Annotated in this window: 17 protein-coding genes; 5 read left to right on the forward strand and 12 right to left on the reverse strand. The window is 33.5% G+C overall.

What is annotated here, in order from left to right; translation table 11 throughout:
* Window positions 1–16 precede the first annotated feature (16 nt).
* The 3 genes from FH036_RS27045 to FH036_RS08640 are packed head-to-tail and all read right to left on the reverse strand — an operon-like array spanning window position 17 to window position 717.
* Window positions 17–181, reverse strand: coding sequence for a hypothetical protein (locus FH036_RS27045; protein WP_042512231.1), 165 nt, complete (start codon window positions 179–181; stop codon window positions 17–19).
* 56 nt (window positions 182–237) lie between these two features.
* Window positions 238–438 carry a helix-turn-helix domain-containing protein gene (locus tag FH036_RS08635; RefSeq protein ID WP_000284333.1) on the reverse strand — a complete coding sequence of 67 codons (201 nt, stop codon included), beginning with the start codon at window positions 436–438 and terminating at the stop codon, window positions 238–240.
* 51 nt (window positions 439–489) lie between these two features.
* Window positions 490–717, reverse strand: a complete 228-nt coding sequence (locus FH036_RS08640) for a helix-turn-helix transcriptional regulator (protein ID WP_000516834.1) — start codon at window positions 715–717, stop codon at window positions 490–492.
* A gap of 218 nt (window positions 718–935) precedes the next feature.
* Between FH036_RS08640 and FH036_RS08645 the strand changes: the two genes are divergently transcribed.
* Window positions 936–1,304, forward strand: a complete 369-nt coding sequence (locus FH036_RS08645) for a helix-turn-helix domain-containing protein (RefSeq protein ID WP_074544101.1) — start codon at window positions 936–938, stop codon at window positions 1,302–1,304.
* Between the two features lie 15 nt (window positions 1,305–1,319).
* Here FH036_RS08645 and FH036_RS27375 read toward each other — a convergent pair whose 3' ends face one another.
* From FH036_RS27375 to FH036_RS08650, 3 genes are all read right to left on the reverse strand, one after another.
* Window positions 1,320–1,448, reverse strand: a complete 129-nt coding sequence (locus FH036_RS27375) for a hypothetical protein (RefSeq protein ID WP_257469573.1) — start codon at window positions 1,446–1,448, stop codon at window positions 1,320–1,322.
* 118 nt (window positions 1,449–1,566) lie between these two features.
* Window positions 1,567–1,716: a hypothetical protein gene (locus tag FH036_RS27050; RefSeq protein ID WP_074544100.1), complete on the reverse strand. Its 150-nt coding sequence runs from the start codon at window positions 1,714–1,716 to the stop codon at window positions 1,567–1,569.
* A 12-nt stretch (window positions 1,717–1,728) separates the two neighbouring features.
* Complete coding sequence (locus FH036_RS08650) at window positions 1,729–2,826, reverse strand: AimR family lysis-lysogeny pheromone receptor (protein ID WP_074544099.1); 1,098 nt, start codon at window positions 2,824–2,826, stop codon at window positions 1,729–1,731.
* Between the two features lie 436 nt (window positions 2,827–3,262).
* Here FH036_RS08650 and FH036_RS08655 point away from each other — a divergent pair, with 436 nt between their 5' ends.
* Window positions 3,263–3,607 carry a helix-turn-helix domain-containing protein gene (locus tag FH036_RS08655; RefSeq protein ID WP_042512229.1) on the forward strand — a complete coding sequence of 115 codons (345 nt, stop codon included), beginning with the start codon at window positions 3,263–3,265 and terminating at the stop codon, window positions 3,605–3,607.
* An 87-nt stretch (window positions 3,608–3,694) separates the two neighbouring features.
* Here the strand turns inward: FH036_RS08655 and FH036_RS08660 are convergent, their stop codons facing one another.
* Together FH036_RS08660 and FH036_RS08665 are read right to left on the reverse strand one after the other, a co-directional pair.
* Window positions 3,695–4,558 (reverse strand): DUF3037 domain-containing protein, encoded by an 864-nt coding sequence (locus FH036_RS08660; protein WP_042512228.1) that lies wholly within the window; start codon window positions 4,556–4,558, stop codon window positions 3,695–3,697.
* The gene (locus FH036_RS08665) at window positions 4,559–5,368 is read right to left on the reverse strand and encodes a HipA family kinase (protein ID WP_074544098.1); all 810 of its coding nucleotides are present in this window, start codon (window positions 5,366–5,368) and stop codon (window positions 4,559–4,561) included.
* 338 nt (window positions 5,369–5,706) lie between these two features.
* On the opposite strand from FH036_RS08665, the gene FH036_RS08670 reads away from it, so the two are divergent.
* Window positions 5,707–6,837, forward strand: a complete 1,131-nt coding sequence (locus FH036_RS08670; RefSeq protein ID WP_074544097.1) for a site-specific integrase — start codon at window positions 5,707–5,709, stop codon at window positions 6,835–6,837.
* 134 nt (window positions 6,838–6,971) lie between these two features.
* A complete protein-coding gene (locus tag FH036_RS08675; RefSeq protein WP_162837648.1) occupies window positions 6,972–8,213 on the forward strand; it encodes a nucleotidyltransferase in 1,242 nt (413 codons plus the stop codon).
* Between the two features lie 28 nt (window positions 8,214–8,241).
* Here the strand turns inward: FH036_RS08675 and FH036_RS08680 are convergent, their stop codons facing one another.
* Together FH036_RS08680 and FH036_RS08685 are read right to left on the reverse strand one after the other, a co-directional pair.
* Window positions 8,242–9,264 (reverse strand): SepM family pheromone-processing serine protease, encoded by a 1,023-nt coding sequence (locus tag FH036_RS08680; protein WP_000476306.1) that lies wholly within the window; start codon window positions 9,262–9,264, stop codon window positions 8,242–8,244.
* Window positions 9,257–10,048, reverse strand: coding sequence for a patatin-like phospholipase family protein (locus FH036_RS08685; RefSeq protein ID WP_139895613.1), 792 nt, complete (start codon window positions 10,046–10,048; stop codon window positions 9,257–9,259). Before FH036_RS08685 ends, FH036_RS08680 begins: the two co-directional genes overlap by 8 nt.
* Window positions 10,049–10,161: 113 nt before the next feature.
* On the opposite strand from FH036_RS08685, the gene ylbJ reads away from it, so the two are divergent.
* Window positions 10,162–11,391, forward strand: coding sequence for a sporulation integral membrane protein YlbJ (gene ylbJ / locus FH036_RS08690; RefSeq protein WP_000273105.1), 1,230 nt, complete (start codon window positions 10,162–10,164; stop codon window positions 11,389–11,391).
* Here the strand turns inward: ylbJ and coaD are convergent.
* The gene (coaD, locus tag FH036_RS08695; RefSeq protein WP_000200598.1) at window positions 11,383–11,874 is read right to left on the reverse strand and encodes a pantetheine-phosphate adenylyltransferase; all 492 of its coding nucleotides are present in this window, start codon (window positions 11,872–11,874) and stop codon (window positions 11,383–11,385) included. The genes ylbJ and coaD overlap by 9 nt on opposite strands.
* Window positions 11,871–12,437: a 16S rRNA (guanine(966)-N(2))-methyltransferase RsmD gene (gene rsmD / locus FH036_RS08700; protein ID WP_001266987.1), complete on the reverse strand. Its 567-nt coding sequence runs from the start codon at window positions 12,435–12,437 to the stop codon at window positions 11,871–11,873. The genes coaD and rsmD overlap by 4 nt, the downstream gene beginning before the upstream one ends.
* Window positions 12,438–12,685: the final 248 nt, after the last annotated feature.

The following is a 12,685-nucleotide window of genomic DNA, read 5'->3' on the forward strand; positions in this document are numbered from 1 at the left end:
ACTTTCCGTGATATACTTATAACAAGTGTTTTTTCTTAAAGGACCCACTGCCATGGGTCTTTTTATTTTGTTCTACGTCACCCCAAGCCCACCGTTTTATTGGTTCGTAAGTAATGTAAAGTAGCAATATACTAAATGCGATAAACATTGCGAATGCTACTAATGATGTTGTATCTTCCACTAGATCACCTCCTTATTTATCAAACGGTAATTTTGTTAAACACCTGAAATTCTGTTTTAACTAGCATTTGTTCCTACCTTTTGTGCTTCTACCCATTTAAGAAAGTCTTCCGCTTTAACACGTTTGCTTTTTCCAATTACGATTGTCGGAAAGTCCTTTCTCTTCATAAGTGCATATGCAGCTGATCGAGAAATATTTAAGAATTCTTGTACATCCTCTGCTTTCAGTGAGAATGGTAATTGTTTTATCTGGTACATGTTTTTAGCTCCTTTTCATTTTTTATTTAATTCATCCTACAATTGAACTTTTCAAAATAAAGTTTGATTTTCTTGAACTTCAACACCTAAAAAAAGATTATATATGTCTTCTTCTAATATTTGCGCTATTTGCATTGCATCATCTAATGTTGGAGTTGCGTAGCCAGTTTCCCAATTACTGATTACCGTTTTCTGTTTATTTATCAATGCCCCTAGTTGTTCCTGAGTAAAATTTTTACGTTTGCGAGCTTTAATTAAATTATGTCGTTTCTTTCCCATGATGACACCTCCTAAAATCCAACTTTCTTGAACTTGTTACACTTATTATATATCCAAGTTTTTTGTACTGTCAATAATAATATTTGAGTTTTTTGGATTTTTAAACAAAGTTTCAAAAAACTAATGCAAAACTTTTACAAACAAAGTACAATTTAGTTGTACTTTCAAATTAGAAAAACAGTTTATAGTTTTGGATATAATATATATGGGGTGAATTTATGACTATTTTAGGGCAAAGGATAAAACTTTCTAGAAAGAAACGTGGATTAACACAAGATGCATTAGCATTAAAGATAAAAGAAAAGATGGATGCAGAAACTAAAGTAACAAAAACTACAATTTCTAATTATGAAACAGGCTATAGTTCGCCATCTAATGAAACTTTAGTTATCATTTCAGATGTATTAAACGTATCTGTCGATTATTTATTAGGTCGATCTGATGATCCAGAATTAAATGCAGTTCAATTCACTGAATTAAGAAAAGAATTTAACGAGCTAATTGACATGTTAGAAAAAATGCCAAAAGAAAAACAAGATATGTTACTGGATATGATGAAAGCTGCTGTAGGCCATAACAAAAAATGATTGTCAGCAATTGGGCTAACAATCATTTTTTTCTTTTTTAACAATATTTTTTATGTTCTCTACCATTTTTCTTTCATTCTCATCTGTAGTTAATACACCTAATTTTAACATTTCCCATAATGTGCTCTCTAGTACATTTTCCATCGTCGGTTCCCCCATCATCCTTAATTATTCAAAAATATCAAAATGTAGAAAATGAATAACCCCTTAAACGTACGAAATGCCATTGCACCTTTTGATGCAATGGCATTTTCTTTATTTATTATCCTAAAGTACCTGGGTCCATTTTCATTAGTTGTACTTCTTTTACTTTTCCTGCTGCTTGATTATCTTTAGCTGATACCGAACCAATCGATAACACTGATAATGCGAGCGTACATGCAATAACCACACTAGCAATTATTTTTTTCATTCTCACTGTCCCTCACTTTAAGATATCAAAAATTTTTATGTAGAATAAGTTTCCGTCCTTTAAGAACCGGTGATATGCCTTTCTTCTCAATTCTTCATCATTCATTGCAATTGATAAATAAAAATCTTGAATTGCAGTTCGATTACTGATTTGATTTAATATTTCGCAAGCTTCACTGTTCTTGTTATGACGAATGCACTGTAACGCAATTTCAGCGTCGTCATGTATATATTCTGATTTTACAGGAATATTATGAATAATACAACAAAAGGCAGTTGTATTTTCCACTAATTTTCTTTTTAGTAATGATTTGTTATTCTTAATCTTTCTTAATTCTGAAAGCGATAATTCAAAAAAATACAAAGCTTTATCGGGATTACTGAAAATATAACTCTCAGCAAAAATACTAAGTGCTGTAGCTTTCAATAAACGCGGAATCTCTTGTTTTTCTAATACATGCATTAATAATCCCCTTGCCGTTTTTACTTCGTCTTGCATTAAACTTGCATATGCACAGATAATATTTAATTCTACTTCGTTTAATGTCTTTTCTAAGCCTTTTGGCATTTCATCGATTTTCTCCTGAATAATTCCTTGGAGAATAGTTAATACATTATATGCCCCTAAGTCAAAATAACCATATACGCTTAAGGTATTCACAAGAATATTCACACCTGTTTTATTTAAATTCACTTTTGTACGTAATGTTTCGATTTCTTTAAGAAACGCTCCCGATCTCAATGATTGAGTTTGTCTATCTAAACAAACTCGGAATATATCTCTGTAATTATTAGTTACAGGTTGTTTATAATTTTTCTCAACAAGATCATGAAGTAATTCCGTATAACCTGACTGATATAAATAATACATTGCAGTTCTTATATCTGCTTCTTTATCTGTATACTTTAAAAATTCTTGAACCACTGCCATCTTCTGTTCTTCAGAGTCAAGACCACTCAATATCTTAACTAATTTTGCGAAAGTCATAGGTACTTTTCCATTCAGTGTTTTCCATAAATTTGATTGTGATAAATTTGTGATTTTTGAAAGCTTTACTGAATTTAATTCATCCTCTAAAACAATACCACCTAAACAAGATACTTTATTCATAACGAAGCCTCCTTTGAACGCGAGACACCTTCCCTGAATTTTCTCAATAGAAACACTATACCATTTAAGTTTTTTTTAGTTTAATATGTTATACTTATGCTGACTCATGGCAAGCGTTTTCCCTACCGTATTAGGGGAACAGCAGAAGAGTGGCTGCACACTACTTTTGCTGCGCTATGGGTCTTTTTTTGCTCTTATTTTTATCGTTAAAATCAGTTTATCACAAGATTTAGAATCTTCATTCCTTTTATAGTCAAATCATGTTGAGAAATTTTTTTCGAAAAGTCCATTTTTTCACTAAGAATATTTTACCATTAAAAGAACATTTGTTCTACATTTTTTAGAATTAATTCCAAAAAATTAAGCGAATGCAATATTTAAACCAAATTATTTGGTATATATAGTCTAAAAATAATGCCTTATTTATAATAAAGGCATGAATACATTTGGAGAAAATTTAAAAAAGTTTAGAAATACTCGTTCTTTAACGCAAGCTGAATTAGGCGATAAAGTTCAATTAAGCCGTAGCCAGATTAGTAATCTGGAAACAAACTTCAATGAGCCCGATTTGGATTCGTTAGATCGTATCGCGTCATTCTTTAATATTTCTGTCGATACACTAATGGGGCGAAAATTCACAACCAGTGAAAAGAACTTAAAAAATGTTCTCGATGAAATTCAAACGGTTTTCGCAGGCCTGGATGAATCCCAACGAGAACAGTTCTGTAAACAACTCAAGTTTTACACGCAATTCTTAAACGAGAAAAAAGAATTGTTATAAGTCGATTGTAGTAGAAAACATTTCCAATCACAACGGTAAAAATTGACAAAAAACTAATAAAAAAAGAGCCATGTGGCTCTTTTTTTATTAGTTACTAATGGGAGCTGAAATAGTCCCTATAATTTCATCAGCAAAAGCTATAATTTTCTCTTCGTTCGTTGCCTCTACAATATGAGAAACTTCACTTAAAATATCTAAAGCAGCTTTAATATTTTTATTCTCAGATTTGAAGTAAATGACTGTCACAATATCAAATTCATCTTCGGTTATTAAATTACTATTTATTTTGTATTTATCCTTTAACATTTTCTCATAATTCCATGCCCACTCTTTTGCTAATTGTGTAGCTTTTTTACTATTTCTTAAAGCATAATCAAAAGATAATGTTTTTACAAATTGAGCTTTGCAATTCTTTTTAAAAGCAAAATCTAACTTTATATCTTCAGCCCCGATATCCACCTCAACATTACGTTCTAAATTCCCAGATATATTCTTTTCATGATTCCTAAATACTCGACTCATAATGCTCTTAACTTCAGTATCCGTTATACGTTTTGATTTATGAGGATCGAAATATACATATGTTCTAAAAAGGTCTATTTCATCTTTTAAATAATCTCGACTTCTAATAGTTCTGATTGGAGAAAACTGAAGTTGGTTGACATATATCGATGTTGCCTTTTCTAAAAATTTAGGATCTTTTGCTTGTTGAAGAGAAGGACCGTCAGTAATGGACTGTGTAAAATCATCTTTTACTCCTTCTAGTACCAATTTCAAGAACTTGACATCCGATTCATCATCAAATTGACTAACACGACTAAAATTAGTCGTTAACTGTAAATTCACATAAGCATCTTCTGGAGAATGAAAAACTAAACCGATATTAATAAATTCTTCTCTAATATCATCTGGTACATATCTAAGAACAGCATACTTACACATACGTTCCATCTATGACCCTCCTTTCCAATAAGGTAATCCTGGTTTTAATACAGGTAAAGCTGTTTCAATTCTATTCAGCCTATCCCCTATATATTCAAGTAGTTTTTCTTTTTGCACTCCTGTAACGCCCCATTCTTCCGGAATGTTATTTATAATATTCCACAAAGAATTATCATCTAGCCTTTCCATTTTTTCTAAAATTGAGTTAAACGGATTATGCCCTTTTACATGGGGGATTAATTTTCTATATACATATCCATCTGGTTGAAGGGGCTTGAAAGCTTCCCCAATTTTAAAGTTCAAATTATGTTCATCCCACAATGGTCCTATATCAAATGCGTGCGTATGATCAAGAACTACTATTTCCATTTTAGATTGGTCAAACAATAGATTACCACCATTACACTCTCTATCGCAATTACAAACTAACTGATCGAATAAAATTATACCTGGTATACACTCAATATTCTTCGCTAATTCCAGCATACCTGCTGAAGAAATTTGGAATGCTTTTTTTATTCTTTTTGTTCCGAAATGAAGCCCTACAGTCACATCTTCTTCTGTATGTTTCGAAATTTGTTCTCCGAAATCTTCAATAAATTCTTCATTAACTTGTACCAAAGACGGAGAAGCAAGGGGCAACTCAAGAATTTCTGCTATCTTCGCACATACATATTCATTTGCTAATATTCTTTTTCCCTCTGGATTTTCTTTAAATTTAACAACGTACTGTTCACTATTATCACATGTAATAATATATGGTTTTGTAACACCATTGGTGATTTCTTTGTGTGCTATTTTTGCTGTCACGATTTCCATTTAACTATGTCCCCTTTTGCATGTCAATCATAATTATTTTTTCATTCTGTATTCTCCTTTTTATATATAATGCTAATTAGTTTTCAATTTAAAACGCGTAGTAATGGGAGTTTTACAAAATTTTTCTTACTTTCTAATTAACTTTATTTTTTCATTTTATATTATCCGCAATTATATATATAATCCATTATATCCATTTTGTACTAATATGTAGAGTACTTTCATTCAAATTCAGCTATATTTTTACAAAAAACTAATCATCTATGCTATTATTTCTTATACCACTACCACATATCACAACTTGTATCTAGAAAACGATTATGACGAGGTGAAAAATCATGGCATACTTTCGTAAACGTGGTGAGAAGTGGTCTTTTACCATGGATGTCGGCAAAGACCCTATCACAGGTAAACGGAAACAAATCACTAAAGGTGGTTTTAAAACAAAGAAAGCTGCTCAAGAAGAAGTGGCTAGAGTCACAAATGATTTAGCAAATGGAGAATATGAGAATAGTGATATTCGCTTTTCTCAGCTCGTAGAAATCTGGATGCAAGAGAAAGAATCATCATGTAGACCATCAACATTATATCAATACAAACGCATTCTACGCTCACGTGTTATGCCTGAATTTGGTGAAAAGAGGTTATCGGATATAAAACCTCTAACTGTTCATAATTTTCATCAGAAGCTACTTAAAGAGGGTCTAACTACGAAATACATTTCATCCGTTGATGTTATGTTAAAACAAATCCTCGATAAAGGCGTAGAACTAGAAATGATTAACTCTAATCCTGCTAAGAAAGCTAAGCGGCCTAAAGTTAAAAAGAAGTCGCAAGCTAGTTGGACAGTTGAACAAGCCATGAAGTTTATGGAGTATGCAAAAATACAAGGAAGTTACTATATTGCATTTATTTTAGCTTTGCATACAGGCATGCGGATCGGAGAAGTATTAGCTTTACAGTGGGACGATATTAATTTCAAAAATAAGACTATTCATGTACAAAGAACATTAACGCTTGTTGATGGGAAGTATGAATTAGGTGAGACAAAAACCGAAGCATCTAATCGTATAATTCCGATGACGGAAGAATTAATGGAAGAGTTGTTAGAATATCAAAGTCATAAGAAGGAGAATTCTTTCGACTTATTAATTTGTACAAGAAATAAAAAAATCGTGCATCCATATACGATACGCTACCAAATGAAAGCTTTGTGCGAAGCAATTGACGTACCGTATATTAGATTCCACGATATCCGAAGAACGTTTACAACTATTTTAATCGATTCTGGCGCAAATGCAAAGGTTGTTTCAAAATTGCTTGGTCATACAAATGTTTCTACAACTTTAAATATTTATACTGATGTTTATGAAGAGCGTCAAATTGAAGTAACTGAAATGCTAGGAAATGTACTGAAAAGTGGGCAAAGTGGGCAAAAAGTGGGCAACGAGGAAAAACAAGATGGTTAAACCCTGCGGTATAAGTGATATAATGCATTTATAGTGTAAGTTTTTTCTTTACACTATAATGAAGTCATCATAGTAAATAATATATAGAGTATCACGTTTTTCAAAAAGATGCTACATCGAAAGGAGAGATTACCATAAAAGCCAGTGGTATTGTTGTTGAATATAACCCTTTTCATAACGGTCATGCTTATCATGTGCAACAAACAAAAAAGTTAACACACTCTGATATTACAATCGCTGTTATGAGTGGCCCTTTTTTACAACGTGGTGAGCCAGCACTCGTATCCAAATGGTATCGTACCAAAATGGCCTTAGCATGCGGTGTAGACCTCGTTGTAGAGCTTCCTTATGCCTTTTCAACGCAAAAGGCCGAAACCTTTGCAAATGGCGCTATTTCTATTTTAAACGCCCTACACGTTTCTGAAATTTGTTTCGGCAGTGAAGATGGACAAATCGAAAATTTTTATAACACCATCTCTGTGCAGAAAAATGAAGAAGAGACTTTCAATCGTCTTGTAAAGCAATTTATGAACGCAGGTAATAGTTACGCAAAAGCTACATCTGAAGCTTTTCTACACATTTTATCTTCTGAAAAAAATATAGACATGTCACAACCAAATAACATTTTAGGCTTCCAATACATAAAAGCAATTCTAATGCAAAATAGTTCTATGCAAGCACAAACGATAAAAAGGTTCGCATCTCATTATCATGATGAAACATTTAACGACCAACATATTGCAAGCGCAACAAGTATTCGCAAACAACTTTTTAGTGAAAATAGTTCCTTTACAGAAATTGAGCCTTTCATCCCAAAAGCGACTGCTTCTCTTTTAGCAAGTTATAAACAAAACTACGGGACATTACATAATTGGGAACAATACTTTTCATTTTTTAAATACAAACTTATGACAATGTCTCCAGAAGACTTACGACATATATATGAAATTGAGGAAGGTTTAGAGCATCGTATTTTATCAAAAATACAAACCAGTTCCTCCTTCCATTCATTCATGGAAGCATTAAAAACGAAACGTTATACGTGGACTAGATTACAAAGAGCTTGTACACATATTTTAACAAATACAACAAAAGAAGAAATACATTGCGCAAATATAGAGCAACATGCACCATACATTCGTCTATTAGGCATGTCACAAAAAGGACAAACGTACCTTTCAAAAAACAAGAAAAAAATAGAGCTTCCAATCCTTACCCATACAAAAACATTTGACCACCCTACTTTACACATAGATCGAAAAGCCAATTCTGTATATTTCTCCATCATACAAGAACCATTACGAACACAACTACTAAAACAAGATGCAACACATCACCCAATTCGTTACGATGAAACAACTGCAAAATTCCTATAAAAAAATCTCTCTTTTCAGAGAGATTTTTTTATTTCTTGCCCATTTTTTCCAAATACATTAATGCATCATCCAACGTATCAACTGGCACAACTTTCATTTTCGTTTTAATATCTTTCGCAGCCTCAAGTGCATCTTTATAATTCGATTTCTCCGCACCTTTTTCATTTGGTGCAAAGAACACTTCAGCACCAGCATCACTTGCAGCAACCACTTTTTGCTGAATACCACCAATCGGGCCAACTTCTCCCTTTTCATTGATCGTCCCTGTTCCAGCTATTTCATGCCCTCTTGTTAAATCATCTTCCACCAGTTGATTATATATTTCTAATGTAAACATTAGGCCTGCCGATGGTCCGCCTATTTCATGAGAGTCAATTTTCACTTTCGGATCTACCACTAGTTCTCTTTCCGTAACGATAGAAACACCTATACCAACACGTCCATTTCCATTCGGAATAGTCTTTACATTTAAATTTTCTTTTAACTGTTTCCCATCCCTCTTGTACTCAATATTTACTGTATCTCCTTCTTTTTTCCCTGTCATATATTCAATAAATTGTTCTGTCTTTTCAAATGTTTTTCCATCGACGGCAATGATAACATCTCCAAGTTTAAGCTTTCCTTCTGAAGGCATCCCTTTCGCTACACCAGCAACCAACACACCCTTATTTTCAAAAGAAACAGTACGATTTGCACGTTTATAAGCATTATAAATCGCTGCATTTTGCGAATCTTTCATCGCATAATTTTGGCGAAATTGATATTCTTCATCACTTTCACCCTTTTGCAATATTTCTTCCGCTTTTGAAATATGTGTATATTTATTAAACTGTGCCGCTATTAAATTCACTACATTTGCCGGTCCCATTGAAACCGTAACAAGCATAAAATCACCTGATTCTTTTGTTCCCCCTTCAACTTGAACGTAAGGCTCTAATTTGGCAGCCATTCCTGGTTTCGTTACATAATACGGCAGACGTACATAAACAAGTAACATTGCCAATATAACCCCTATTAAAATTGCATATATAAACCGAAAACGCTTAAACATTATGTTTCTCCTTCCACTGCTCAATTAATAAATGAATATTTGCAACATGCTTTTCCGCTTCTACCTCTCCAACTCGAATAATGTCTTCAATGTTTGTAAAAGCCCGGGAACTAAATTGTTCTACAGCTGGTCGCATCATTAAATCAGATGCAATTTGCCGATTTATCACAAGCTCATATTGCATAATTTCAATACTCTGCATAATTACATCATAAATAGACGTAACCTCTCCATTTACTTTAATCGGGGATACATCAACAGCAATGACAATATCGGCACCTAACTCTTTCACAACCGATACTGGGATGCGATCAATTACTCCGCCATCTACCAATAATCGTCCATCTATTTTCTCTGGCACAAACACTCCAGGTACAGAAATACTTGCTCTCACCGCCTCTGCAACTGGACCACTTGTAAAAACTACTTTTTCCCCCTTTAAGATATCAGTAGCCACAACAGCCGTCGGGATATCTAATTCTTCTAAATTTTTATTATATGTAAACATTTTAATCATATCTTTGACACGTTTTCCAGAAATAAATCCCATTTTCGGAACCGTAAAATCTAAATAATATTTCCTCTTAAAAACATTTGCCAGTTTATACAGTCTTTCAACGTTTGAACTAGCCGCATAAAATGTACCTACTAAAGCCCCCATACTACTTCCTGCAATCATATGAATCGGTATATCATTTTCCCTTAAAACCTTTATAACACCAATATGAGCAAAACCTTTTGCGCCCCCAGATCCAAGAGCTAAGCCAATTTTCGGTTTTTTCACTTTTCTCACCCTTTAATTTTTTTCGTTCCTTTTTCATACTTATGGTCTAAATTCACTACGTATCCACGTATACTGAAATGAACGTTTTTTGGGACAAAGGGGGATTTACTTACATGTATGAAAAATGGAAAACGGCTTTCCTTACCATATCAACACTTTTTTTAACCTTTTCTCTTGTACTCCACCCCCAAGCTGCTTTACAAGCTTCCATTCGAGGGTTAAATATATGGTGGGAAGTTGTATTCCCTTCACTTTTACCGTTTTTCATCATTGCCGAACTTCTCATTAGTATTGGTGTTGTAAAATTTATAGGCGTTATATTAGAACCACTTATGCGACCACTTTTCCGCGTTCCAGGAATAGGCGGATTTGTTTGGGCAATGGGAATGGCTTCAGGCTTTCCCGCTGGCGCCAAATTAAGCGCTAGACTGCGCAAAAGCAATCAGCTAACACAAATTGAAGCAGAGCGCCTCGTATCTTTTACAAACTCATCCAATCCACTTTTTATTTTTGGCGCTGTTTCTATCGGTTTTTTCAATAATCCGAAATTAGGAATCGTATTAGCTGCTGCACATTATGTAAGTAATTTTGCTGTCGGGTTACTGATGCGTTTTTATGGCAATAACAACAGTTCCACGCATGATAAACATGTTACTAAAAAACACCCTTTTCAAAACCCTTTTTCAATTCTACACGAGACACGTATGCAAGAAAAAAGACCAATAGGAAAATTACTTGGGGACGCTATCGTTTCTTCTATTCAAACGCTACTTATGATTGGTGGATTTATTATTTTATTCTCTGTTTTAAATAAAATGATTACTGTATTTCATATTACAGCAGCCCTTTCTTTTATTATGCAACATATTTTATCATTCTTCCAACTAACTACTGAATTTAGTATCCCCATATTATCTGGCATGTTTGAAATGACACTTGGAAGCCAAATGATTAGTCAAATAACTGAAACACCCCTCCTGCAGCAAGCTATGGTAACAAGCTTTATTTTAGCATTTAGCGGCCTTTCTATTCAGGCACAAGTCGCTAGCATATTAGCTGAAACAGACATTAGATTTAAGCCCTATTTTTTCGCACGAATTATCCAAAGTATTCTTGCCCCTATTTTTACTTTTATATTTTGGAAACCATTTTATGAAAAAGTAAGCTCTTTTTCACCTATGCAAAAAGATATCCCTGTCTTTTTATCGAATCATTCTTCTATTCTGCATGAAATTTGGACATCTTTTATACACTACGGACCGATATTTACATTATTTTGCTTATATGTATATGTCATCTTATTATTTTTTCGGAGCAACAAAGAAAAACCCCGTTCACTTTAACGGGGTTTGAAACTTTTCTTTTAAAGCACGTTCTACAACAGGAGGTACAAGATCTACTACACTTCCTCCATATCTCGCAACTTCTTTCACAATGCTCGAGCTTAAAAATGAGTATTGATTGTTTGTCATAATAAAAAAGGTTTCAATGTTTTCATCTAACTTTCGATTCATAGAAGTAATTTGCATCTCATATTCAAAATCAGAAACTGCTCGTAATCCACGTAAAATCGCGTTCGCATTACGCATTTTTGCATACTCAACTAGTAGTCCACTATGTGAATCTACTTTGACATTAGGAATATCCTTTGTTGCTTCTCGAATTAAATCTAAACGCTCTTCCACTGAAAAGAACGGTTTTTTTGACGAGTTGTTTAAAACTACTACGTATACCTCGTCAAATACTTTTGCTCCCCTTTTAATAATATCCAGATGCCCAAGGGTAATTGGATCAAAACTTCCCGAAGAAATAGCTATACTTGTCATTCCGTCCCCTCACCTTCATACTTATAAATCGATATCGCTGTAATGCCATAATTTTCAGCTCGCACTTTTACAAGTCTTCCTATAGCCTCAGGTAAAACTACATCATTACCATGCTCCGCCATAATTAAACCATCGTTATGTAGTAATCCATGTTGATCCATTACACTAATTAAAGATACAATTTTTTGATCTTTATATGGAGGATCAATTAATATAAGATCAAATGATATTTCACGTTTTATAAGTGCTTTTATCGCACGTTCTGCATCATTCCGATATACTTCAGCTTGTTCCTGTATTCTACAACTTTCTAAATTTTGATGGATTACCTTTATCGCTTTATTGTCTCGATCAACAAAAATTGCTTTATCAATCCCTCTACTTATAGCTTCGATTCCAAGACCACCGCTACCACCAAATAAATCAAGAGCGACACCCCCATCAAAATAAGGGCCTATCATATTAAAAATGGATTCTTTTACTTTATCAGTCGTTGGACGTGTTGTATTACCTGGCACCGCTTTAAGTGGGTGTCCTTTACATTTTCCTGAAACTACTCTCATCTGTTGTCACTACCTTTATTTCAATCTATCGAGCAATTATAGAAAGCCTTTCTCCATTCGGTAACCGCTACCAAACTTTACGATTCCATTCATCTTCCAACGAAGACTAGAAGAACTTAGCTTAAAATAACCGCTCTGCATTTTTATGTATTCATCTCACCATTCGCTAACACGAACTATTCGTTTCACTTTATCTTTTTTATCCTATCATAAAATAAAAAAAAGAAAAATAAAAAGCCCAACATAAA

Source organism: Bacillus sp. CD3-5 (assembly GCF_006349665.1).
Lineage (GTDB): Bacteria > Bacillota > Bacilli > Bacillales > Bacillaceae_G > Bacillus_A > Bacillus_A paranthracis.